Annotated in this window: 28 protein-coding genes and 1 pseudogene; 23 read left to right on the forward strand and 6 right to left on the reverse strand. The window is 36.6% G+C overall.

Going from position 1 to position 23,031, the window contains the following annotated elements; all coding sequences use genetic code 11:
• From gabT to CN326_RS24495, 4 genes are all read left to right on the forward strand, one after another.
• Positions 1-1,323, forward strand: a complete 1,323-nt coding sequence (gene gabT / locus CN326_RS03590; protein ID WP_098306310.1) for a 4-aminobutyrate--2-oxoglutarate transaminase — start codon at positions 1-3, stop codon at positions 1,321-1,323.
• 36 nt (positions 1,324-1,359) lie between these two features.
• Entirely contained in the window at positions 1,360-2,802 is a 1,443-nt protein-coding gene (locus CN326_RS03595; RefSeq protein WP_098306312.1) for an aldehyde dehydrogenase family protein, read from the forward strand.
• Between the two features lie 164 nt (positions 2,803-2,966).
• On the forward strand, positions 2,967-3,326 hold the full coding sequence (locus CN326_RS03600) for a DUF3870 domain-containing protein (RefSeq protein ID WP_098306314.1): 360 nt from the start codon (positions 2,967-2,969) through the stop codon (positions 3,324-3,326).
• Between the two features lie 203 nt (positions 3,327-3,529).
• Positions 3,530-3,676, forward strand: a complete 147-nt coding sequence (locus CN326_RS24495; RefSeq protein WP_176524525.1) for a hypothetical protein — start codon at positions 3,530-3,532, stop codon at positions 3,674-3,676.
• A gap of 159 nt (positions 3,677-3,835) precedes the next feature.
• Here CN326_RS24495 and CN326_RS03605 read toward each other — a convergent pair whose 3' ends face one another.
• On the reverse strand, positions 3,836-4,747 hold the full coding sequence (locus tag CN326_RS03605; RefSeq protein WP_098306316.1) for a sigma factor regulator N-terminal domain-containing protein: 912 nt from the start codon (positions 4,745-4,747) through the stop codon (positions 3,836-3,838).
• Positions 4,747-5,238, reverse strand: coding sequence for an RNA polymerase sigma factor (locus CN326_RS03610; protein ID WP_098306318.1), 492 nt, complete (start codon positions 5,236-5,238; stop codon positions 4,747-4,749). Before CN326_RS03610 ends, CN326_RS03605 begins: the two co-directional genes overlap by 1 nt.
• A gap of 430 nt (positions 5,239-5,668) precedes the next feature.
• Between CN326_RS03610 and glaH the strand changes: the two genes are divergently transcribed.
• From glaH to CN326_RS24935, 19 genes are all read left to right on the forward strand, one after another.
• Positions 5,669-6,607: a glutarate dioxygenase GlaH gene (gene glaH / locus CN326_RS03615; RefSeq protein WP_098306320.1), complete on the forward strand. Its 939-nt coding sequence runs from the start codon at positions 5,669-5,671 to the stop codon at positions 6,605-6,607.
• Between the two features lie 85 nt (positions 6,608-6,692).
• Entirely contained in the window at positions 6,693-7,925 is a 1,233-nt protein-coding gene (gene lhgO, locus CN326_RS03620) for an L-2-hydroxyglutarate oxidase (RefSeq protein ID WP_098306322.1), read from the forward strand.
• Positions 7,926-8,184: 259 nt separating this feature from the next.
• On the forward strand, positions 8,185-8,568 hold the full coding sequence (locus tag CN326_RS03625; RefSeq protein WP_098306324.1) for a hypothetical protein: 384 nt from the start codon (positions 8,185-8,187) through the stop codon (positions 8,566-8,568).
• 50 nt (positions 8,569-8,618) lie between these two features.
• Entirely contained in the window at positions 8,619-8,924 is a 306-nt protein-coding gene (locus CN326_RS03630) for a WXG100 family type VII secretion target (RefSeq protein WP_098306326.1), read from the forward strand.
• Between the two features lie 428 nt (positions 8,925-9,352).
• Positions 9,353-10,084 carry a DUF5081 family protein gene (locus CN326_RS03635; protein ID WP_098306328.1) on the forward strand — a complete coding sequence of 244 codons (732 nt, stop codon included), beginning with the start codon at positions 9,353-9,355 and terminating at the stop codon, positions 10,082-10,084.
• Entirely contained in the window at positions 10,084-10,416 is a 333-nt protein-coding gene (locus CN326_RS03640; protein ID WP_098306330.1) for a hypothetical protein, read from the forward strand. Before CN326_RS03635 ends, CN326_RS03640 begins: the two co-directional genes overlap by 1 nt.
• 31 nt (positions 10,417-10,447) lie before the next feature.
• Positions 10,448-12,145 carry a GH-E family nuclease gene (locus CN326_RS03645; RefSeq protein WP_098306332.1) on the forward strand — a complete coding sequence of 566 codons (1,698 nt, stop codon included), beginning with the start codon at positions 10,448-10,450 and terminating at the stop codon, positions 12,143-12,145.
• 12 nt (positions 12,146-12,157) lie between these two features.
• On the forward strand, positions 12,158-12,574 hold the full coding sequence (locus tag CN326_RS03650; protein ID WP_098306333.1) for a tetratricopeptide repeat protein: 417 nt from the start codon (positions 12,158-12,160) through the stop codon (positions 12,572-12,574).
• Between the two features lie 13 nt (positions 12,575-12,587).
• Positions 12,588-13,007, forward strand: a complete 420-nt coding sequence (locus CN326_RS03655) for a hypothetical protein (RefSeq protein WP_097837230.1) — start codon at positions 12,588-12,590, stop codon at positions 13,005-13,007.
• Between the two features lie 232 nt (positions 13,008-13,239).
• The gene (locus CN326_RS03660; protein WP_255258086.1) at positions 13,240-13,788 is read left to right on the forward strand and encodes an AHH domain-containing protein; all 549 of its coding nucleotides are present in this window, start codon (positions 13,240-13,242) and stop codon (positions 13,786-13,788) included.
• 20 nt (positions 13,789-13,808) lie between these two features.
• Positions 13,809-14,318, forward strand: a complete 510-nt coding sequence (locus tag CN326_RS03665; RefSeq protein WP_098306335.1) for an ankyrin repeat domain-containing protein — start codon at positions 13,809-13,811, stop codon at positions 14,316-14,318.
• 530 nt (positions 14,319-14,848) lie between these two features.
• Positions 14,849-15,172: a hypothetical protein gene (locus tag CN326_RS03670; protein ID WP_141524959.1), complete on the forward strand. Its 324-nt coding sequence runs from the start codon at positions 14,849-14,851 to the stop codon at positions 15,170-15,172.
• Between the two features lie 11 nt (positions 15,173-15,183).
• A complete protein-coding gene (locus CN326_RS03675) occupies positions 15,184-15,573 on the forward strand; it encodes an immunity 22 family protein (RefSeq protein WP_098306340.1) in 390 nt (129 codons plus the stop codon).
• Positions 15,574-15,688: 115 nt separating this feature from the next.
• Positions 15,689-15,889, forward strand: coding sequence for a GH-E family nuclease (locus CN326_RS25520; RefSeq protein WP_483295628.1), 201 nt, complete (start codon positions 15,689-15,691; stop codon positions 15,887-15,889).
• Complete coding sequence (locus CN326_RS03685) at positions 15,886-16,455, forward strand: suppressor of fused domain protein (RefSeq protein WP_098306342.1); 570 nt, start codon at positions 15,886-15,888, stop codon at positions 16,453-16,455. The genes CN326_RS25520 and CN326_RS03685 overlap by 4 nt, the downstream gene beginning before the upstream one ends.
• Before the next feature lie 432 nt (positions 16,456-16,887).
• Complete coding sequence (locus CN326_RS03690) at positions 16,888-17,343, forward strand: hypothetical protein (protein ID WP_255258092.1); 456 nt, start codon at positions 16,888-16,890, stop codon at positions 17,341-17,343.
• Positions 17,344-17,529: 186 nt separating this feature from the next.
• A complete protein-coding gene (mce, locus tag CN326_RS03695) occupies positions 17,530-17,940 on the forward strand; it encodes a methylmalonyl-CoA epimerase (RefSeq protein WP_098306346.1) in 411 nt (136 codons plus the stop codon).
• 221 nt (positions 17,941-18,161) lie between these two features.
• Positions 18,162-18,368, forward strand: coding sequence for a DNA/RNA non-specific endonuclease (locus CN326_RS24930; RefSeq protein WP_255258087.1), 207 nt, complete (start codon positions 18,162-18,164; stop codon positions 18,366-18,368).
• Positions 18,369-18,381: 13 nt separating this feature from the next.
• The gene (locus tag CN326_RS24935) at positions 18,382-18,606 is read left to right on the forward strand and encodes a DNA/RNA non-specific endonuclease (RefSeq protein ID WP_255258093.1); all 225 of its coding nucleotides are present in this window, start codon (positions 18,382-18,384) and stop codon (positions 18,604-18,606) included.
• Positions 18,607-18,741: 135 nt separating this feature from the next.
• On the opposite strand, the gene CN326_RS03705 is transcribed toward CN326_RS24935, so the two are convergent.
• The 4 genes and pseudogenes from CN326_RS03705 to CN326_RS03715 all read right to left on the reverse strand — a co-directional run bounded on the left by CN326_RS03705 (position 18,742) and on the right by CN326_RS03715 (position 22,807).
• Entirely contained in the window at positions 18,742-19,977 is a 1,236-nt protein-coding gene (locus tag CN326_RS03705; RefSeq protein WP_098306348.1) for a helix-turn-helix domain-containing protein, read from the reverse strand.
• A gap of 14 nt (positions 19,978-19,991) precedes the next feature.
• Positions 19,992-20,143, reverse strand: a pseudogene (locus CN326_RS25525) (DDE-type integrase/transposase/recombinase); the annotation flags it as partial.
• Between the two features lie 52 nt (positions 20,144-20,195).
• Positions 20,196-21,320 (reverse strand): M20 family metallopeptidase, encoded by a 1,125-nt coding sequence (locus CN326_RS03710; protein ID WP_098306350.1) that lies wholly within the window; start codon positions 21,318-21,320, stop codon positions 20,196-20,198.
• 32 nt (positions 21,321-21,352) lie between these two features.
• Entirely contained in the window at positions 21,353-22,807 is a 1,455-nt protein-coding gene (locus tag CN326_RS03715; protein ID WP_098306352.1) for a YfcC family protein, read from the reverse strand.
• Positions 22,808-23,031: the final 224 nt, after the last annotated feature.

The following is a 23,031-nucleotide window of genomic DNA, read 5'->3' on the forward strand; positions in this document are numbered from 1 at the left end:
ATGTTAAAAGAAAATATTGTAACTACAAAATCTGATATTTTAAACGAGAGAAGAAAAAATGCGGTGCCTGCAGGTCCATATAATATTACCAATTTATATGTTCAATCTGCGAAAGGAGCTATTATTACTGATATAGATGGTAACGAATTAATCGATTTTGCAGGCGGGATTGGGATGCAAAATGTAGGCCATTGTCATCCGAAGGTAGTAAAAGCAATTCAAGAGCAAGTAGAATCTTCTATTCATAGCTGTTTTCATGTAGCGCCGTATGAAAGCTATATTGCGTTAGCTGAAAGACTGAATGAATTAACGCCAGGAGATTTTAAGAAAAAAACAATGTTTGCAAACAGCGGAGCTGAAGCTGTAGAAAATGCTGTGAAGATTGCTAGAAAAGCGACTGGGCGCAGTGCCATCGTTTCATTTGAACGTGCGTATCACGGACGTACGCTTATGACAATGTCTCTTACAAGTAAGGTAAAACCTTATAAACATGGATTTGGTCCGTTTGCACCGGATGTGTACAAGCTGCCTTATCCGTATTATTACCGCGCAGAAGACGGGATGACGACAGAAGAAGTAGATCAACAAATTTTAGATTATTTCGAACGTTTTATGTTAGAGGAAGTAGCAAGTGATAATATTGCCGCAATTATTTTGGAACCGCTTCAAGGTGAAGGTGGATTTATTGTCCCAAGTGCTACGTTTATGCAAGGAGTAAGAGATCTTTGTGATAAATATGGAATTGTCATGATTGCAGATGAAATTCAAACAGGCTTTGCTCGTACAGGAAACTTGTTCGCAATGGATCATTTCGGTGTAGCACCTGATTTAATGACATTTTCAAAATCCATCGCAGCAGGTATGCCGCTTAGCGCAGTGACAGGAAGAGCTGAATTAATGGATGCACCTGGCCCAGGACAACTTGGCGGGACTTTTTCAGGAAGCCCGGTTGCTTGTGCGGCTGGCCTAGCTGTTTTAGAGGTAATTGAAGAAGAAAACTTAGTACAACGTGCTCGTGAAATCGGTGATCGTATGATGGAAGTGTTCAATAGCTGGAAGGATAAATATGAATTAATTGGCGATGTAAGAGGCCTTGGTGCGATGACAGCTATGGAACTTGTAAAGGATCGAAATACGAAAGAGCCGGCAACAGAAGAAGTGAAAGCAATTATGCAGGAAACACATAACAAAGGTTTAATTACAATAAGTGCTGGTATTTATAGCAGTGTACTTCGTTTCTTACCGCCGCTTGTCATAACTGATGAACAGCTTGAAGAAGGACTTGCTATTCTTGAAGCAGTAATTGCTAAGGTATCCAAATAAGAAGAAGCAATTATTTTTCCAGTTGGAGGTAGTACAATGAAGTTTTTTAATTATATAAATGGTCAGTGGAAAGAGCCATCTACTAATCAATATTCTAAAAACTATAATCCGCATAATGGGGAAGTATTAGGAGAATTTCCATTAAGTTCAGCAGAAGATACACAAGCAGCGATTGCATCTGCGAAAGAAGCCTTTCAAAATTGGCAAGGTTTATCGTTTCAAGAGCGGGCAAGTTATTTATGGAAAGCGGCAGCTATTTTAAAAGAACGAGTGACTGAAATCGGTCATGATTTAACGAGTGAAGAAGGAAAAACACTCGCTGAAGGAATAGGAGAGACGAAGCGGGCGATTAGTATTCTTGAATATTATGCAGGAGAAGCGAATCAGCCTGTGGGAGAAATCATTCCTTCGGCCAATCCGAAAACGATGCTCTACAGCAAACGAGTAGCGGTTGGACCAGTAGGATTAATTACGCCGTGGAATTTCCCGATTGCGATTCCAGTATGGAAAATGGCACCGGCACTGATTTACGGAAATACTGTTGTCATTAAGCCTGCAGAAATTACACCAAAATCAGTATTTCACCTCGTGAATGCTTTTCACGAGGCGGGAATTCCTGCTGGCGTTATCAATTGTGTATTTGGGAAAGGTTCAGTAGTTGGATCGGAATTAACAGAAAATCCTGATATAAAAGCAATATCCTTTACTGGTTCTAATGGCGTCGGAAAAACAATTCAGCAAACTGCTGTTGCGAACGGCAAAAAAGTACAATTAGAAATGGGCGGGAAAAATCCATTAGTTGTATTAAAAGATGCTGATATTAGTAAAGCAGTAGAGATTGCGATAAGAGGTGCATTTATGTCAACAGGACAAAAATGTACTGCAACAAGTAGAATTATAATTGAAGAGGAAATTTATGAGGAATTTCGTAATGCACTCGTGTTACGTACAGAGGCTCTTAAAGTTGGAAATCCATTAGAAAATAATACGTTTATGGGCCCATGTGTATCCGAGAATCAGCAGCAAACTGTTTTATCGATGATTGAAGCAGGTAAGAAAGAGGCTTCCTTAATTTGCGGGGGAAGCGTACCAACAGAAGATGAGTTAAAACACGGGTTTTATATTTTACCTACTATTTTTGAAGATGTACCTCACGATGCGCGCATTGCGAAAGAAGAAATTTTCGGCCCGGTTATTTGTTTGTTTAAGGTGAGCAATTATCAAGAAGCAGTTCACCTAGCTAACGATACGGAGTATGGGCTTAGCGCATCCATTTGTACAAATAATCTAAGTCTTGCGCAGCAATTTATTGATGATATGGAAGTTGGAATGGTTCATGTAAACTCCGAAACAGCAGGAGCAGAGCCGCAAGTTCCGTTTGGAGGAATGAAAAATTCTAGTGCCGGACCACGCGAACAAGGGAAAGCAGCTGCAGAATTTTATACAAGGTTAAAAACAGTGTATGTAGATCAAGTATAATTATAAAGTGAAACTTCCATCAGTGGGGGTTTCACTGATGGTTAGTTGAACCAATCGGGCTTTTACGGGCAGTTATCCCCCGTCTATCTTTTTCTCTTCTGGGGGATCTTACTGCCCGTTAACGCGGGATAATATAAACTGATGCACAATAATGGGGGATGAACATGCGTAAAGGTACTTTTTTCATGGCAGGACATGCAAGGCTTCCGAAAGGGATGGCTGTACGCAGCGTCTATGAAACACTAACGATTACAATAGAGGCAGATCACAAATATCATGTAATTATCGAATCGTCATGTACCCTTGCTACAGGACACGGGAGAGACTTTATTTCTCAAATTTTAAGAGGATATAGTTTACGAGATGGCATTGAAGACATCATTCAAGAAATCTCTTACCATTATCAAGGAAAAGCGCAAAATGCGATTATTAGCGCTTTAAAAGATTTGTACCGCCAATATACAAGTTACGTAAACGGCGAAACACCTGAGGAGGACTATGAGGAAATAGGTCCTATAAAGTGAAACTTCCATCAGTGAGGATCTTACTGCCCGTTAGTGCGGGTAAAATAGCTTTTTGATTTCAAATTAAATTATGAAACTGTCGAGTTTATTGCACTTTACTGTTTAAAGAGCGTTCGTAAACGAGAGCCAGTTGTATTTCTGCTTATTTGATGCGCGGAATATAACTGGCTCTTTCATTTTATATACAATAAGGAGGCAGAAATATGTCAAAATCAAGTGAAGTTCAAGGTGTAAAGGAGCAGGTAAAGCCAAAAAGAGGGTGCGTGGAAAGTAGTGCAGCGAAATCGTGTAAAATGTGTAAAGTGTGTGGTCGAGATCAAGCAAAGTACACGAATATTGTTCACAAATAATAAAGTTATTTAAAAATGCGGTATAGAATTGGAATTTTACACCGCATTTTCTTTTTGTCTTCTATGAATAAAGATAGAAATATTTCGATATTAGTTAAGTTAACCAAAGGGCAGATTAACAAAAAAGAGAGACCAAATGTTCATCTGGTCTCTTGCTTATTATTTCTCTGGTTTAATATAAGGGACGATTTGTGCAGTAGCTCCTACAGAGGCACCACGAATAAAATCTTGATTTTCTAAAGCTTTAAAGTTTTGGGTTTGACCAGTCAGCATTACCCCTAAAATTTTTATTTCATCAAACTGTTTATTTTTATTTGAATTTAAAAACTTCTGGATTGTTTCGTCATCACCACTTGCATCATATTTTTTAAGTGCATCAATAAAGCTATTGTATGCCTCTTTCGGTGAATCAGATGGGCCAAATCCATAAATCGACGTACCAGCGGGTCCCTTACTTTCATCTACAATTGGTGATGTCATATACAACCATACGATGTTTAAATTATCGGGAATTTTTTCTTGAATTTCTTGAAATGTATAAGGCTGATCGAAAGAAATCGCAACTTCTGCAACGTGATTTTCCATTTGTGAAATTTCCCCTAGTTCATTTTGTACACCATCATAGTACTTTTTAATAGACGGATGATAAAATGTAGCGACTTTCTTCTTTGTTTGTTTGTCATATTCATAGAACTCCGTATCAGACCAATAAAATCCCGGTATTAACTCGTTGTGATCAATATTAATGCGAAACCAATCATACGAACTTGTGAGTGTGCTCCATTGTACTAAATAGCCATTAATATTTTTAGAACGATTCGTTACAATGTTGCCACCAAACATGGAGGTATTACTCGTAACTTGAGAGTTGATTTGAATATTAGGTTCGGCAATTTCATTATGTAAAAAGAGTTGTTCGTGAAGTCTCGTAGAACTTTTCGCTGCGAAGTAATTTCCAGTTTTGTAAAGGATCAGTAATAGAATAAGTGCAACGATAATTGAAGTAATGACGATTTTTAGTAATTGTTTTCGTTTCGCTTTTTTTAAAGCACCTTTTAACGAAGTGTCCATTAATGTGTTCCTCCTATTTTTGAGTGAATAAATTTACGTGCACGATATAAATTTTGCTTTACACTGTTTACTTTAATGTCCAAAATAGTTGCAATTTCTTCATATGAAAAATCATAGTAATACTTTAAAAAGAAAGCTTCTGTGTATTCTTTTTTGATGTCTTTTAATAAATAGAAAATCTCATCCTTATTTAAAATGGCATCAAATTCGCGGTCTGTATATTGTAGCTTTGAGTAAATTTTCTCGGTTAAGTAGATGTTCTGCTGCTCCTTTTTTCTTTTCAAGTCAATATATTCATTAAGTGCTACTCTAAAAAACCACGGACGTATATTGTCCTCTGTTAGACTATCCAACAGTGTATACACTTTGTAAAAAGTGTTTTGAATTATATCTTCCGCATCTTCTTTTTTGGCTCCTTTCGCTAGCAATAAATTGAATACTTCCTCTCCTAAATTGATAAGATAGGAGGCTAGTACATTTTCTTTTTTCATCATTTATCCTCCCTATACTTATATAACGAATAAGTAATAATAAATGTATACACTTAAATAAAAAGTTTTTGATTTATCATATCTGGCGAGAAGACCCCCACCTCAAGCGCGAAGCGCTAGGTGGGGATAGTTCAATATCACTACACAAATATACAAATTGAAAATAAATGATATAAATACATTGACAGTCAGAAAATTATGAATTAATATTTAACTATAAAGTGATAAGATCCATACGAGAAATTAGCCTTCTCTAAATCCGATCTTCATTTTCTGTTTTGCACATATTTTAATAAAAAAACTGTCTATTATTATTGTACTTTAAGAGATTAAAGAACACTCGTAATTTTAAGCCAGTTGTACGTTTCTACAATTTATTATTGTGGATGCGTATGACTGGCTTTTTGGTTTATTTGAACTAAGGAGGAAGATGTCGATGATTACGGAACAAGAAGTAAAGATGAAATTTGCAAAGAAGTATGAGGGATATGAAATTGTGCCTCATCCAGAACATAAACGCTTGTATCATATTGTATTAAATCAGCAATTGCTTCAACAATTTTTCGAAGAGGTAAAAGAACATTCTGAGCAATCATTGCAATATATTCCTTATTCTCGCTTTATCCTTGCTGATCAAATGAAAAAAATCTTTGGTGCATCCTTTATGGAGAATGTTCGAGGGATTATTCATGACCGTGAAACGGGCGGATTTACAATTGGTGTACAAGGCGAAACGACAGATGCAGAAGACTATGTGAAATTTGCAACGGCATTAACCCACTTAATTGGTGCATCTAACTTTGATGCAATGACAGGAACGTATTATGCTAGATTTAATGTGAAAGATACAGACAGCAGTGATTCTTATCTTCGCCAAGCGTATCGATTATTCACGCTGCATACAGATGGAACATTTGTTGATGAACCGACAGATTGGCTGCTTATGATGAAAATTGAGGAAAAGAATGCAGTAGGCGGAGAATCACGTTTACTTCATTTAGATGATTGGGAGGAGCTTGATAAGTTTCGAAGTCATCCACTAGCACCTGTTAAAGTCACATACAAAGCACCGCCAAGTAAAAATGCACAGGAAATCGTATACCGTGAAACATTTTTTGATGTAAATAATGCGCCTTGTATTTGCTTTATCGATCAATTTGCTTACCCTGATAATATTGAACAGGCAACATATCTGAAAGAACTATCACACTCTGTCGAAAACTCTCCAGCAACGCATGCCTTAAAATTACCAGTTGGTGATTTAGTTCTTTTAAATAATCTATTTTGGATGCACGGGCGAGCTCCTTTTGAGAAAAATAAAGATTTGTATAGAGAGTTAATGCGCCAACGCGGCTGCTTTTCCAAATAATAATATGTATGGCGGGTCTTGAAATAAGACCTGCCTTTCATGATATACGGGTATACGTACATATAAGATATAAGGAGGAAGGTTGATGTATGATTTTATAATTATTGGCGGCGGGATTGTTGGGCTTTCAACTGGGATGGCTTTAACGAAAAAATTTCCTCATGCCAAAATAGCAGTTATTGAAAAAGAGCCCATACTTGCACATCACCAAACTGGGCATAATAGCGGTGTTATCCATTCCGGCATTTACTATAAACCAGGCAGCTACAAAGCTAGATTTGCAAAAGAAGGAAATGCAGCAATGGTTCAGTTTTGTAAAGAAAACGGAATTGCTTATGATATGTGCGGAAAGGTGATTGTAGCTACAGAAAAGGAAGAACTTCCTCTTTTACAGAACCTTTACGAGAGAGGTCTGCAAAATGGTTTGGAGATTTCTAAAATTGATCAAGGAGAATTAGCGGAAATTGAGCCTCATGTAAAAGGGCTAGGAGCGATTCGAGTTCCTTCTTGCGGTATTGCCGATTATAAAGGGGTAAGTTATGCGTTTGCACATTTCATCCAAGAGAACGGAGGAGAAGTGCACTTAGATACGAAAGCGGAACATATTTTTGAGAAAAAAGATTTCGTTACCATTGAGACAAACCAAGGCGTTTTTACAACGCGGTTTCTTATTAACTGTGCCGGATTACATAGTGACCGAATCGCCAAAAAAACAGGATTACTAACGGATATGAAAATTGTACCGTTTCGAGGCGAATATTATGAACTTGTTCCGGAAAAGCGTCATCTCGTGAAACACTTGATTTACCCAGTTCCAAATCCAGATTTTCCGTTCTTAGGCGTTCATTTTACAAGAATGATAAACGGAGACGTACATGCAGGACCTAATGCGGTATTAAGTTTTAAGCGCGAAGGCTATACAAAAAAAGATTTTGATCTAAAAGACTTTATGGAAACAATGACGTATGCCGGCTTTTGGAAAATGGCAATGCCAAACATGAAAGAAGGCATGAAAGAGATGATTCGTTCTTTTAGTAAACAATCATTCCTCAAAAGCTTGCAGCGTTTAATACCAGAGCTCACGGATAAGGATATCGTTCCGACTCATGCTGGTGTAAGAGCACAGGCAATTATGTCCAATGGAAATATGGTAGATGATTTTTGCATTATTTCAGGCACGAACTCCATGCATATTTGCAATGCCCCGTCCCCGGCGGCAACAGCGAGCTTGAAAATTGGGGAGTCGATTGCAGAGAAAATTCCGGATGCAGTGGCGGATATGGTAAGTTCATCGGGGGCGTTTCAGGTGAAGGCTTGAATAGAAGGAGAAATATAGATTTGGCGTTTGTGATAACAATCTTCTTAATTTGTTTGAATGGACGATATTTAATAAAAGGATGGTTTTGGTTCATATACCGAAGCCATCCTTTTATGTTCCTTCTTTCATAAAATATGGTAAATGTATAAGCGGTTTGATAAAATGACGGTATTGAACATTTTGTGAATAGAAAATGGAATTGTGGATAAAAAAATACCAATCTAGCATGTTGCATTCACAGAAATGGGGAGGTTTAGAAATGTCAGAAAGGTTTTTAGATAGTGTTGGTAACTTCTTTCATATTAGTTATACAGAAAATGAACGAAAACGTGATGAATATGACCGGTTATATGAATATTTAAAATCTAAGGAAATACAAGTAAGACAACGTATTGAGAAAGCAGAGTCGGCAAAGAGAAGTTATGAATCAAAAAGTAATGGCTTGCCGGCTGGGAAAATTCCAGCTCGGGAATTTGAGGATAAACGTCACCAAAAAGATGATACTTTATCTGCGCTTATGACTCATTTTCAGCATTCTTTAGATAACGTTACACATGCTAAAAGTAGAGCATACAGCAAATATTTAGAGTATAAAGCAAAAGCAGTGGCAGAAGAACGGGAAGCTGCGGCAAAGAAAAAATAAATGCAAACTACGAATTATAACGGAAGTTTAGTAGAAACGGAGGTTTAAACATGAGTGGGAAAGAAATTGAAATTTCTGGTGAGGGAGCGGCAAATGCAATTTCCTATGCACAGCAAATCGAAAATAGTGTAAAAGACGCGCTCCAACAAGCAAAAGACTTACAAGCAACTGTGACAAGCTCTCACTGGAAAGGAAAAACACGAGATGAATTTTTGTGTTATTTGGAGTTGATCATTCAGTTAAATGCAGATATGGCAGACGCACTTGAAGATCATACGAAAGCGTTGAAAGATCTCGACAAACATATTCATACATTCTCTAACACAAGTGAAGTACAAACGATTAAAAACCTGTAATGAATACTCCCCCACTTAACTTCGTTTGAAGTAGGGGTTTCTAACGTATCGAACATTGCTGAACGCTTAACGTTAGTGGAGTTGACACAATGGTGTGCTAAAAACACCCAACCCCTCTATCCCATTAGTCTTGCTTTTGGGGCTGCGTATGAGCCTACTGCAAGATTCTTAAGAATCATCAACACGTCTTCGGCTACTTTTTAGGCTTGAACATTTTACATAGCAGAGCCAATATGTACCTGCTACAACTTCGTATGTTCAGTTTTCAAAGTACAACTTGTGCATGGGAATATCATATCATAAGAACAAGTGTTTCGCCTAGCAAAAACCGAAATTCACCCCGCTACTTATTTCTGGGCTGCGCCCTTCGCGAAATTGAAGTAGGGGTACTCTTTCGGTAAAATCTGATAGAAATGAGGGATCAAACGATGCAAAATATCATAGAGAGTTTCAGTCCTTCTGAATTATATGTATTAGCTGGTGCAGCTGGAGTTACTTATTTATTTGGCTTACCAGAGCGTGAAAAACTCATCATGGATGATGCCGAGTGTGTAACGAAAGCAACCGAAAGTTTAAGGAAAAAAGGGCTCATTATGGAAGATGGCGGACTGACAATGGCTGCATTCCAACTCATTGAATTACTGAAAGCTTATCAAGAAAGTCAGGAATATACGCGATTCAATAACCTGCTCATAGGATTTTTACCAAATGACAAAGACCGAGTAGCTGTACTAACAGAAATAAAGCCACATGAGAAATATGAACTCCATTACATACCGAAGCGGGATGTGTACTTATCGTTATTAGAGAGAGTTCCATTTTTAATGAGAGAACCGAGAGAGAAAGATACTACGTTTTTAACAAGTAAGATGACGCAGGAAGAACAGGAAACATTTGAAGAAATGGATTTGTCGCAAAAAGAAATATTAGCAATAGAAACATTCAGTCGACCGCGTACAACAAGTTTCATAGAACAAGGAAAATGGGATTGTTTCTTGTACTTCACAGAGGGAGACGACTATATCCAAATTGATGTAGAACGGAAACGATATGAATGGATTAGTCTATATGCTTTAAATAAGAAGATATATGATGTGTTAAAAATGCCATATAAGAAATTTATTGATCCAAAAAGTTTATCATTAGGAGGAATAAACTAATGCACGCACAAATGACGGATGGCAGTTCTGGAGGTGGCGGCTCAGAAGTTTTAGTCAATTTCACAGAAATGGTTGATATCGCAACGCGCCTGCAAAATATTTATAACCTGTATGCTGATGGCGTAGCGAAAAATATTGATAGTCTCGCAAGCTGTGATTTTTACAAAAAAGGAGAGGCAACAAAAGTCATCGCGCAGTACAAAGATATATTAGGAAAAACGATGGAACTCGCAGACAACTATAAACAAGCGGCACTCGTTGTGAATTATACACTAGAAGAAATGATAAAAAAGGATGAAGAATTACAAAAAATCTTAGGTATCAGCGGTTAATCATTATACGGCAAGGGAGGATAAAAAAGAAATGGATGTGCATTACAAGCCAAGTGATTGGCAAGAAATGAAAGAAGGAATCGACAAACTCACAAAAGATGCACTAATGGAATTAAAACATGCCAATGACCTTTTAGAAAATATAGAGGGAAAAATACGTTCTCTAGACTCCGACCGAAGTATTCACTTTCAACACACGAGTCAGCAAGGAAAAATCAATCGATTGCTTGACGACTATATTACACTAGGAAACTACTGCGAAAAAGCAGGGGAAGCTGTATCGAGACATATTGATGAACCTTTTTATAAGGACATGGACAAATTTGCGGGGAAAATGAGAGATCTATCGATTCGAAACTACTCTACGAAAAATCGCATTGGCTCTACTTCTACGACAACGCTGCCAAACGCACACGGCTATGGCATGGCACAAACGATTACGACGAAAAAAGATAAAATAACAGTGGACGATATTTTCAAAGACTCCTTAGCGTTTGATAAAGTTCTCCGCGCACAGTATAAAGAAATAAAACAAGAAAATCCAGATGCAAAGCTAGATTACGCCGAATACCGTAAGCTTGTCCCATCCATGCGTGGATTCGAGTACAAAACGAGAGAAGACGAACAAAAAAAGCTGGAGACGTGGCGTGATCTTGCAATAGGAGCCGGACTTATCATTTTAACCATTGCTTGCCCGCCAGCCGGACTAACAGCCTCAGCACTATATGGAGGCTTACAAATCAAGAGTGCATACGACGGAAAAGATTGGGGAACCGGCAGAAAGTTAAGCGATGCCGAACGAGCAGAGAACGGGATATTCGGAGCACTCGATGCCATCCCAGTCCTTGGAACAGCGGTAAAAGGATTTAAAGGATTAGATAGCGCTGCATCCCTGGCGAAACTATCAAAAATGCAAGATGCAGGCAAAGTATTAAATCCAAATACAACCAAACATGTGGTACAATCATTGCATAATAGTAAAAATATATGGCTACATAACTTAAAAACAACAGGCTGGAAAACAGCAGATAAAATAAATGATTGGGATCACGCGATAAAAAGCGGAGTTGCCAAGGTGGTAGACGGTACAACAGGTGGATTCAATGTCGCGAAAGATTTCGTATTAGGTAAATCTCTAGCACCCGTTGATGGAGTCATGGGACTAAATCGTGGCACGAATTGGGAAGCTGCGGTGAAGGCGAGTCATGAAGAGTCGAAAGGGATTATTCAGAGTCGGATTTCGAAGTTGGAAGAGAGTGCTGTTAAGGGTACGGGTGATGTTCCTAAAGGTTATTATCAAGATGCAAGTGGAAGATGGCACCGACCTGATGGGGGTTACGCAAGTAACAAAGAAGTGGGTTTACCTGAACCAAGTGGCAGCACTAAACGTTTGGAATATATGGGTAGTACACCTAGCAAAGACTCCAGGACTGGTAAAGCAGTAATAGAGAGAATGAAAAATGAAGATCCACCAAAAATACGAACAGTACGTGGTAAAACTGAATTTTTAGACGGTAACAATAAGTGGCGTCCGTTAAGTGAAGCAGATATGGCACATAAAACAGATGCAGTTACTTGGTGGAATGAAGTTGGACGGAATTATGGACCAAAGTCTAAAGAAGTAAGAGATTGGATGCTTGATCCAGATAATTATTATTTGGAACACTATAGTAAAAACCGTTCTGAAGGTGCTAGTTTAGGACAGACATATTCACCACCAGATAATTAGGGGGAGTTTATATTGGAATTACAGGATGAACTGTATGAAAGAATAGTAAGTATATGTTCTCAAGGTGATGACTTAGTTGATCGTTTTGAATATGAGAATGCAATAAAAATGTACTTGGAAGCCTTATATTTAGTTCCAGAACCTAAATATAATTGGGCAGCAAGTACATGGATTTACACAGCATTAGGTGACACATGTTATATGAATAGAGATTTTGGCGCTTCTAAAGACTTTTTATTTAATGCAATTAATTGTCCTGATGGAATAGAAAACCCTTTTATTATGTTACGTCTCGGTGAAAGTTTGTATGAATTAGGAGATGTTAATAAATCTAAAGAGTATTTGCTAAGGGCATATATTCTTGAAGGATATTCGATTTTTTATAGTGAAGATGATAAATATTTTGAAGTGATTAAAGATGAGATTTAGGAGGTAGATAGTAATGGCTTATGTAACAGGTGAAAAAGGTGCCTATATACAAGGGTTAATGGATAAGAGTAATGAAGAGTTTGATAAGGGGAATTTAGAAGAGTCTGTTTTTTTATTGGAGCAAGCATGGGAAGAACTTCCAAATGATAAAGTAACTTATGACGAGAGCTTTTTAATAATATGGGGTATTTTAGATATCTCTATTTTATTAAGTGATGTTGAACGGATGAAAAAATGGGTTGATAAAATATTTGTCGCAGATCCTGAAAGAGGAGATACAGGTGAACGAGAACTCTGGGCTGGCAAGGTGGCTTATGAGGTAGGGGATTTCTCTAAAGCTAGAGAGTATTTAGAGATAGCTAATAAGAAATCCAGAGGTAGATGCTTTAGTGCAGAAGATGGAAAGTATTTAAAATTTTTGAAAGATAAATAATAAACTTAGTGTTAATTATTGTGTGAGTTAATCTAAACTTAAAATTTTGTAATTATATAAGTGATTAATGTGCTCAGTACACCATTAATTTGGTCGTATTGAGCTTTTTCTTATTTCTACTAAAAAACTTTTTATTTGAATTCAAGGATCAGATGATAAAAAGATATTTACGATTGATTACAGTTCGAAAACGTAGTCTTATTGAAAATAGAAATTTTCTTTTAGCAGTTCAGTGAAAGAGACCAGTTCTAAGGGTACGGGTAACACTGTAAGCGATTATCTTGATGATATAGTCGAGGCTGGTAGTGTCAATGCCACAAAGATGAATAAGCTTAAAAATGCTATTCAAAATAATACTTTTAGTGTAGATGAGTTGTCTGAGATTAGTAAAAAGATGTCTGATTTAGGCATTACTAAAGAATATAATGAAGCATTAATTAAACTTGATTTTGGTAAGTATCTTAGAGGACTTATAGGTGAGCCACCTGCTGCTATGATAGATCCACATGCACATCATATTCTATTTAAAAAGGGTTTAGGTGAGGCTCAACAAAAACTCGTTCAAGAAGGTCAAGAATTATTAAGAAAATATGGTATTGACCCTATAATTGGTAAAGAAAATTTAGTTTGGGCGCCAAATAGAGTTGCCGGACAACATAGTATTGCAGCTTTAGAGAATGTTGTAAATCAATTGAAAGCAGTTGATGCGGCAGGTGCAGATTTAGATGATATTATTGAAATACTAGAAGACCTTGGAAAACAAGCTGCTTCTAGAAAATAGAAGTTAAAGGAGAAATTAATATGGATAAGACTCAATTTGCAAAAGATATTAGAAGTGCCATAAAAAGTGGTCAATTGGATACTTTAAGAGATTTACTTGAGAAAGAACCAGAAATGTTAACATGGATGACACCTTTTGGTACGTGGTTACATGTAGCGGCAGCTCATGGACATTTAGAGATAGTAGAATATCTTATTAATGCTGGAATAGATATTAATGCACAAGGTGGAACTTTCTCTACAAATGCTCTTGAAAGAGCGACTACAAAAGGACATTTAGATATTGCTGAATATCTAATTAGTCGGAATGTAGAGATTGATATTAGTGAACCAGATAGAAATCCTCTGTTTGCTGCAATATACGGTGGGCATTTGGAGATTGTTAAATTGTTAGTTGAGAACAATATAGATATATCTATAAAATACTCTGGTGACACCATGAAAGATATGGATGCTTATGCATTTGCTATTGAAAGAGGGCAAACAGAAATTGCTGAATATTTAAAGCAGAAGATGGATGAAAAAAAATAGGCTGTTAAAAAGTACATGCTCCATGATGGTTGTACCATCATGGAGTACTGTGTGCAATGATAGAATAGAAAAAGAAGTACGAACTTAGGCGAGATGACATTTTACTGGGCGACGAATATAAAGACATGGAATGGACATTAAACTAGTGAACTCGTACAAACTCGTAAGTTTTAATGTAATACTTGTCATGACATATAAAAGGTGTCATACGATCAATAAAACGTGATAAAACTTGAAGCGACTGAAAAACTTAGAAAACATATGAATTTAAAGCACTTCATTGTCTACTAAAGGCAACAAGTGCTTTTTATTTTAAGATTACAACATAGGGTACGGGTGAAGCTACAGTAAAGAGACAAACTCCAAATCAAAGGAAATCGGAAGTTATTCAAAATAATTTTGTTAAAGTTACATCTCGTACTAATATTTATAGTCCAAAAGATATTCCTAGTGTAAGAGATGGTGAGTTTATTAAGTGGTTTGACAATATAACTTTAGATGAATTAGAGATAGCGTGGGCTAATCCTGAAGTGAAAAAAGTAATTTCTTCAAGATTGAGATCGCCTGGAAAATTACATGAATGGTTAATGATTGCAAGAGCACCTACTTTTAAAAGATGGGGTATAAGTGCTAAACAAATTCAAGAATTGAGAACACCAACAAAAGATGTTGAGTTTATTAATCCACCAGGAAAACATCATCGTGCACCGGGTTCTAAGCGAGCGCATAATGAGATATTAGAGATAATAGACACATCACTTGACTATGATACATTTGTAAGAAGGTTACAGATGTGGTCTCATTATAGATACAAGGGTGGAGTAGAAGGGTTACCAGGTACTTTAAAAAAATGAGGAGTGATAATATGGAATATAGTGGAATGGTTTCAGTGTGGTTTGGAGTTTCTAAATCGTTTGAGAATCTTGAGGAGTATGTTGATATAGAATATACGGAAGATGGAGATTCAATAGACTCAAGGTTTGGGATAAACTTTGAATTTGGTTATTATGATGAAGATAATATTGAAATTTGTTTTTATGAAGATCCTAAAAATAATGTAGACGATATTTTAAATGATTTTTCTTATAGTGAACTAATTATCCCCAAAATAAAAGAGTTAATAAATGGTGATAATTTAGCATACAGTATTAATTCTGTGATTGTACTCTATGATTTTAAATACAATGAAGTGAAAAGTGGAGATGAATCCGAAAATATAGAAATTAAATTTATTGGTACTGTACCATACAAGTAGTTTGTACAAGTTCGTTAGTTTAAACGTACTATTTACCATGAAATACAAAAGATTTCATATTATCAGTATCAAATGATTGTACGTACAAACCTAAAGCGACTTAAAATCTTAGAAAATATATGAACTTAAAGCACTTGGTTGTCTAAGAAAGGCAACGAGTGCTTTTTATTTTAAGGGTACGGGTGAAGTAAAACCAACACGAGCAGAAGTATTGGATGAATATAATGCTCGACTAAGGGTTCAATGTCATGAATGTAATATAAGTCATAAATTTGAGGGAATAGAAGGAACATATAAAGGAGATGTAAAAGAATGATTAATTACGGAGAACTTTATTATGACCATTATAGTAAATATTTAGGTGATCCAATAGACCGAGAGGTGTTTAAGAATAATGAAGAGCTTCCAAGTATACAAATTTTAAAATATGAAAATGTATTTGAAGAATGTTTAGTTTTTAATACACTTGGATTCAGTAAATATGAAGAAATAGTAGGGGATAATGTTGAAATTTCAATGGTAGTTGATGGAGCATTTAATAGTACAGGGTATATTCTTGCAAATGCTTTATTTTATTGTATAGGTAATGGAATAGAAATAGGCCGAGGAACAGCAATTAGTGGTATTGAAAGTATTGATAAATCATTTGTTCAAAAATACAATAAAAGTGCAGTTTACTTTACTGAACCATTCGCTTTCCCAGAAGAATATAGTGATGTACGTACTGGAAGTGAAGATCAAGATGGTAAAATTCTGTTAGCATTCTTTATTTCCCGGTCGGAATATGAATGTTTTGTAAAATACGGGACAGAAAAATTTGAAGAGTTGTTAGAGGAAAATGACGTAGATCCTTTTAATGTTAGCAGGAAATCTATAATTTGAGGGCTAGCTAGTACTAAATGGAATACTTTATCCTATGATAACTAATATACTATTTGTTTTAATTGTAGGAAGATTGTTGAGTTGAGATATATGCACATAAAAACTGAAAAAGTATACATTATTTAACGTAATAACGCTACATTGGACAGGTCGATTATAGTCAGATACTACTATGATTGGCCTGTTTTTTTGTTAAGGTTACTTCACTTGGTACTTGATTGTCTACAATAGACTACGAGTGCTTTTTTTCGTTTTAGCATGAAAAGTGAAAAGAGTATTATAATTTTATTAGTGTACTAAGTGTAAATTTTTTATATCAGTACGAACATAAGAAGAAAAGGCTGGAAAACAGCAGACAAAATAAATGACTGGGATCACGCGATAAAAAGCGGAGTTGCTAAGGTAGTAAACGGTACAACAGGTGGATTCAATATCGCGAAAGATTTCGTATTAGGTAAATCTCTAGCACCCGTTGATGGGGTCATGGGACTTCGTCGTGGCACGAATTGGGAAGCTGCGGCGAAGGCGAGCCATGACGAGTCGAAAGGGATTATTCATAATAAGATTTCTAAGTTGGAAGAGAGTGTTAAGGGTACGGGTGAAGTGGTTAAGAAGATAGGCGATATTGACGATCCTATTAGAGCCTATCGTGGTGCTGATTTAAGTAAGATAGAAGCTAAATATATTGCTGATCCGCGGTTGATTGTTGAGATACCTTATGTTGGTAAGGGGCAAAAAAATACAAACGCAGAAGATTGTTTAAGTGATAAAGACCTTTATTGGAAAGAGATGTTAGAGAAGCACCCAGAAGCTTTTAATAAGTCAAATAAACAAAAAATGGAATTAGGTTTCTCGCCTATAAATAATCCAACATTTAGAAAGTATTAATTTTAAGTTAAATTTTCATAATTATTATTTTTAAATTTTGTCCGAAGTTAGTATGGTCATATGGAGGGATCACTAAGTTAAGTCATAGATTTCAAGAAGGAAGAGTCTGTATGACGAATAAAAAATTAATGAGAAATATAATAATAAAAACAAAACGGATGGGCTATTTTAGAAGGAGGATATTAAGTGATTGAGCAAATTGACCATATCGGAATTGCGGTACAATCTATAGAATCAGTTTTGCCATTTTATACAGAGATATTAAAATTGAAACTTTTAGGAATAGAAGAAGTACAATCACAACAAGTAAAAGTAGCTTTTTTAGTAGTAGGAGAAAGTAAACTAGAATTGTTAGAGCCACTAAGTAACAAAAGTGCAATTGCACAATTTATTCAAAAACGTGGTGAGGGTATTCATCATATAGCATTTGGAGTCCAATCGATTAAACAAAGAATTCAGTATATAAAGCAAAATGGAATACAGATGATTGATGAATTACCTCGAACTGGTGCACAAGGCGCGCAAATTGCTTTTATTCATCCAAAATCAACATATGGTACATTGTACGAATTATGTGATAAAGGGGATAAAATATGATTGATATTTACGAGAAAAAAAGATGTCATACGGTCACTCTAACCCGATAAAATTTATAAACTTGAAGCCATTTAAAAATACATGAACTTAAAGCACTTGATTGTCTCCTATAGGCAACAAGTGCTTTTTATCTTAAGATTAAAACAAAGGGTACGGGTAACACTAGTAAGGCTAATGCGGATGTAATTAAAGATGGTACTCACTTTTTAGATGAATTCAAATTGAAACCGAATGTGAAATATGAAACGAATGGATATCTGTATCAGACGGATGACCTAGGAAGAATTGAAAGAGCTTCCGGAGAATTAACGTTAGAGATGGGAGAACGTAATAGTAAGCATCAATTAGCTGCTGGAGGAGAAGATAGAGTTAAAGCTCCTAAGTACTCAAGGGGACCATGGTGGACATTTAATCGGTACACAATTTAATGGATCTCCGTTTATTGATAATATAGTTGCAATGAATGGTAATGTTAATGTAAGTGCTTATAAAAAATTGGAATCTGCTTGGGCAAAAGCTTTAAGAGATAAGCGGGAAGTTATAGTTGATATTAGACCTGTATATGAAGGAAATTCTGTAAGGCCTGTTAGCTTTAACATAAAATATAGAATTGATGGAGAAAAATTTAAAAATGATAGGTGGGGAATATTTGACACTTACAAGTAAAACTAGTGCCCCATCAGCTAACAAAGATCTTGTTTTATTATGCAAAGTTCCATTGTTATCTCCCCTTTAGCAAGGTAACGGGACATTAATGCAAGCAAGAGGAAAGTTTCCTGATGGGGCATTTCTTTATCTTTCTTATTTCATTTCTTTATTGATCAAATTGTAGGAGAGTTTTAAAGCTTTATCGCTCATCCCCGTTTTAAAATAATAGTTAAATAATTCTTGTTCATATAGCTGCACTAACTTTACATAATTATTTGCTTGAAAGAATGGTAAAGCATAAGTTTCTATATATTCATGATAATAATCTTCTTTGTCTTCTATTAGATAAACAAGAAGGGTAAAAAGTATGGTAGATAAAAAATCATTAGCATTTGTTGCACTGGCCATGCCTTCATGAGTAAGACGTAATAATTCCTTATTAGATAATAAATTTCCTTTAAAGCAACTTTGAATATAGCCGTATAAAGAAGTTAAATTTTGTGGTAAAGTCTCCCTTTTTAAATCTATCGCCTTCTTGTACAATTCACTCGCTCTGTTATATTCTTTTCTCTTAAAATACTGGAGTGCTAAGTTCTGTATGAGAGAAGCCTTTCTATATGGGACGTTGCATAAGTCACAATTTTGAATTAAATTTTCATATCGTACAACCGTTTCTTTGAAATCAAAGTATTCATTTTCTTCTATTTGCATTAACATAAGCATTTCTGCATCAATGATTTTTCGGAAATTGCTACTTGCTTTGAAAAACTGCAATGCTTTTTCAGCATAGTAATATGCCATCAATTTAGAATTCATTTTATGATAGGCAAGAGCTAAATCATAGTAATATTCAGGGTTATTATATTCTCCAGCATCGATTGTTTTTAAAGTATTGATTGCACTTGGAATGTCTTTTTTTAATAAATAACATTTTCCCATGATATGTTTAAATAAATTCTGCTCATAGGAGGTTAGTTTTTTATAGTTTATTTGTACCTCTCTTGCTATTTCGTATGCACTCTTTTCATTCTTATATAAGAGATAGTATTTTGCTTGTAGCAATTTATAGAGTAAGTGATAGTCAGATAGATATAACCATTTGTTCTTTTCGAGTTTATTTTTTATCTTTTCTGACTTTTTAAAACACTCCATAATAATGAAATCATGCCAACGATGTAGTTGTCTTTCAATATTACGGAAGGAATGTATTTCCTGATTCATATCTATTCCAAGACGTTCGGACAGAAGTGTTATAATTTCTGAAGAATACTCGGTAATCCCGCGTTCGATTTTGCTAATATGAGTAACAGAACAAATTCCTTTTACGAGTTGTTCTTGCGTTAATCCAGCTTTTTCACGATGAAACTTAATGATTTTCCCCTCGTGCATTATACACCCACCTTTTGTTTATCTCTTAGTTGTTGAATAGCTACTGAATAAGCTGGATTTTTATCAACTGTTATCACCTGAAGTTTTGAAATATGAACAGCAGCCAAGGCTTTCTAAAAAAGCATTTAGCTGCTGTGGTATTCCTCGATTCACTAAGATAAAAATCAGCGAAAAAAATGCAAGTACCAAACCGGCACTTCCATTTTTATTTATTAAAATTATAACTTACGAAGAAGGTGGGCAATCAGGGCAGCCCTAACGGGAAGTTGGTCGATTTCAATATGCTCATTTTCGGCATGGTTACCTTCTCCTACTGGACCTAACCCATCTAGCGTTGGAATGCCTAATGCGGAAGTGAAATTCCCATCACTGCCTCCACCCACTGATTCCTCAGTCAAGTGAAACCCTAATTCAGATGAACATGTTTTTGCCAGATGAAACAATTTTTCATTTTGAGCTGTTCTTTCCATAGGCGGGCGGGTAACTCCACCTGAAACCTGTAAGGATATCCCTTCTAGATGCGGCTTTAGCCCATAAATGATTTTCGAAACACGCTCCCCTTCACCGAACTTGCTGATTCGCAGATCCACAGCCAGTTCCGCTTGTTCTGCTACCACATTTCCGGCGCTCCCGCCTTGTACCACGCCGACATTTAGAGTTGTATCTAACTCATAATCGGTAAGTGAGTGCAAGAATAAAATTTGATGAGCCATTTCCTGTATCGCGCTGATTCCATCCTGATGATTCTGCCCTGCATGCGCTGCTTTTCCTGTAATCTGGATCGAAAACTTGCCAATTCCTTTTCGGACTGTTTTAAGTGCACCTGTATGTTCCGCTGCCGGCTCCGGAACGAGAACAGCCCTGCTCTTTAAAGCTTCCCGTTCGATCAATGCCCTAGACGTTTTGCTTCCAACCTCTTCATCGCTAGTGCAAAAGAAAACGATTTTCTTGTTTAAGGAAATCCCCAACTCACGGCAAGCTTTCAGCGCCCAAAGAGCTTGGGTAATTCCTCCTTTCATATCCAGGATGCCCGGCCCGTACGCCTTGTTTCCTTCTACTCGGTAGGAAAGCCTTCCCACCTCCCAGACAGTGTCAAAATGGCATATGATTAAAATTTGGGCATCGCCTTTCCCATAACTAAACCGCAGGTGATTCCCCGCATGCTCTTGAGGAATCACTTCCGCCTCAATGTCAAGATGCTTCTTAAACAGCTGTTGAATCACTTCTCCACATTGATCCACCCGTACTTTCGAACGCGAAGGCGACTCAGCTAGCACAAGTTTTTTTAGGTCCTCCATGATCTCTTCTTGGTGTTGCTTTAAGTATTCTAGTACGTTATCCATATTTGAAGTCCCCTTTATTAATGGTCAATCTCTTAGAAAGGTCCCCAGTTGATCATCATACCGATAATGATGAAAATACATGAGAGAACAAACCAAACTGCTGTTAATGGAAGCATGAACTTCAGCCATTTTCCATAGGAGATGCCGCTCATTGCTAGTACCCCCATCATCACACCGGATGTCGGATTGATGGTGTTCACTACTCCTTCCCCAAATATAACCGCCTGGACAGCTACTTGACGTGTAATATGCAGTAAATCTGCCAAAGGGACAAGAATCGGCATCAACACAGTAGACTCCCCGGAACCGGAAGAAATCAAAAAGTGCAGAGCCGCACTTCCAATAAACATTCCAATCGAACCGGCAATCGGAGATAACGGTTCAAGGAGCTTGGCCAATTCATTGACGATGGTATCTAATATCTTTGCATCCTCAAGGATTAAACCCACTGCTCTGGCCATCCCCACAATGAGAGCTCCATAGACCATTTGTTTACAGCCTTGAATAAATGTGAATGCAATGTCATTTGCACTCATTCGCGCGATTAAACCGGCGCCGATGGCAATAAAAATGAAAAGACCGGCCATTTCATTTTCTGTCCATTTAAATATCTGAGAGAAAATCATAAAACCTAGCAAGGATAATCCCGCAAACGATAAAATTAGCTTTTGCTGCAAGGAAACTGTTACCGTAGTCTCTACTTCATCACCTTCCTCTGCAATCTTAGAAGTGAACGCTTCTGGGCCGAGTATGCTTTTAGTTGGATTTTTTTGAATTTTGCGTGCATACAAATATATATATATAAGAGTAGCGGCCAGAAATGCTAGGTAGATAATGATCCGGTAGCCTATTCCCGAGAAAAGTGGAAGTTGGGCAATACGCTGAGATAATCCAAGCGTTTGAGGAGCAAAAACAGGTACGTTCCAACCAGCATAGGTTCCTAGATAGATAAGAGCAACGCCGAACATAGCATCCAATTTCAATCCACGCGCGATAAATAATCCTAATGGAATGAAAGCGATTACCGAATTGACCACAATTCCAGTCGTTCCTAAAGCAGACAATAGGAATCCTACAGGGATAATTAAAAGCAGCAAGCGATCCCTGAATCGAGTAAGGGTGGACTTAAGAAACGCATCGATCGCACCCGATTTTTCAATGACAGCTAAGGCTCCGCTTGTAAATAGGATAAGGAAAATAAGCGGTGCGCCTTTTACCATTCCGTTTTGGATCGTAGTAAAGAAGTCTACGAAACCAGTGGGATTTGAAGCAACAGGGTGATAACTTCCAGGTATCGTTATGGAAACAGCTCCCTTTTTTATCTTTTCAAATTTACCTGCCGGTAAAATGTATGTCGCAATAGCGCAGATCAATGCAACAAAAAATAATAGAACATAAGCGTCAGGCTGTAGGAATTTTCTTTTTTTCTCTATTTTCTCCTGAGCGGCTGTCTTTTCAACTGCTGTCTCTTTCCTAATGGATTGCATGAAGTATCCCCCAATTCCGAAAATTTTTTTTATCTTGCTCCTCTTTCCTTTGGAGTTTTGACCCCGTTATTTTGATTGGTTCCTCAATAGGCCATCCACCCATTTCATTGTGTTATAAACTTCAGAAGTTATATTTTTTATTATGCAATAATTATGCCAATTTTAATTACTACAAATACTCTATTAAATGCTGATTTTCAGTCGGTTTTTAGGTTGTTTTATCG

The sequence above is a fragment of the Bacillus sp. AFS018417 genome (assembly GCF_002560985.1).
In the GTDB taxonomy this organism is placed as follows: Bacteria; Bacillota; Bacilli; order Bacillales; family Bacillaceae_G; genus Bacillus_A; species Bacillus_A rhizoplanae.

Excerpts from the sequence above, each read along its gene's own strand:
- gabT (WP_098306310.1), top strand. The coding sequence starts at position 1 with ATGTTAAAAGAAAATATTGTAACTACAAAATCTGATATTTTAAACGAG.
- CN326_RS03595 (WP_098306312.1), top strand. The coding sequence starts at position 1,360 with ATGAAGTTTTTTAATTATATAAATGGTCAGTGGAAAGAGCCATCTACT.
- CN326_RS03600 (WP_098306314.1), top strand. The coding sequence starts at position 2,967 with ATGCGTAAAGGTACTTTTTTCATGGCAGGACATGCAAGGCTTCCGAAA.
- CN326_RS24495 (WP_176524525.1), top strand. The coding sequence starts at position 3,530 with ATGTCAAAATCAAGTGAAGTTCAAGGTGTAAAGGAGCAGGTAAAGCCA.
- CN326_RS03605 (WP_098306316.1), bottom strand. The coding sequence starts at position 4,747 with ATGGACACTTCGTTAAAAGGTGCTTTAAAAAAAGCGAAACGAAAACAA.
- CN326_RS03610 (WP_098306318.1), bottom strand. The coding sequence starts at position 5,238 with ATGAAAAAAGAAAATGTACTAGCCTCCTATCTTATCAATTTAGGAGAG.
- glaH (WP_098306320.1), top strand. The coding sequence starts at position 5,669 with ATGTCGATGATTACGGAACAAGAAGTAAAGATGAAATTTGCAAAGAAG.
- lhgO (WP_098306322.1), top strand. The coding sequence starts at position 6,693 with ATGTATGATTTTATAATTATTGGCGGCGGGATTGTTGGGCTTTCAACT.
- CN326_RS03625 (WP_098306324.1), top strand. The coding sequence starts at position 8,185 with ATGTCAGAAAGGTTTTTAGATAGTGTTGGTAACTTCTTTCATATTAGT.
- CN326_RS03630 (WP_098306326.1), top strand. The coding sequence starts at position 8,619 with ATGAGTGGGAAAGAAATTGAAATTTCTGGTGAGGGAGCGGCAAATGCA.
- CN326_RS03635 (WP_098306328.1), top strand. The coding sequence starts at position 9,353 with ATGCAAAATATCATAGAGAGTTTCAGTCCTTCTGAATTATATGTATTA.
- CN326_RS03640 (WP_098306330.1), top strand. The coding sequence starts at position 10,084 with ATGCACGCACAAATGACGGATGGCAGTTCTGGAGGTGGCGGCTCAGAA.
- CN326_RS03645 (WP_098306332.1), top strand. The coding sequence starts at position 10,448 with ATGGATGTGCATTACAAGCCAAGTGATTGGCAAGAAATGAAAGAAGGA.
- CN326_RS03655 (WP_097837230.1), top strand. The coding sequence starts at position 12,588 with ATGGCTTATGTAACAGGTGAAAAAGGTGCCTATATACAAGGGTTAATG.
- CN326_RS03665 (WP_098306335.1), top strand. The coding sequence starts at position 13,809 with ATGGATAAGACTCAATTTGCAAAAGATATTAGAAGTGCCATAAAAAGT.
- CN326_RS03675 (WP_098306340.1), top strand. The coding sequence starts at position 15,184 with ATGGAATATAGTGGAATGGTTTCAGTGTGGTTTGGAGTTTCTAAATCG.
- CN326_RS03685 (WP_098306342.1), top strand. The coding sequence starts at position 15,886 with ATGATTAATTACGGAGAACTTTATTATGACCATTATAGTAAATATTTA.
- CN326_RS03705 (WP_098306348.1), bottom strand. The coding sequence starts at position 19,977 with ATGCACGAGGGGAAAATCATTAAGTTTCATCGTGAAAAAGCTGGATTA.
- CN326_RS03710 (WP_098306350.1), bottom strand. The coding sequence starts at position 21,320 with ATGGATAACGTACTAGAATACTTAAAGCAACACCAAGAAGAGATCATG.
- CN326_RS03715 (WP_098306352.1), bottom strand. The coding sequence starts at position 22,807 with ATGCAATCCATTAGGAAAGAGACAGCAGTTGAAAAGACAGCCGCTCAG.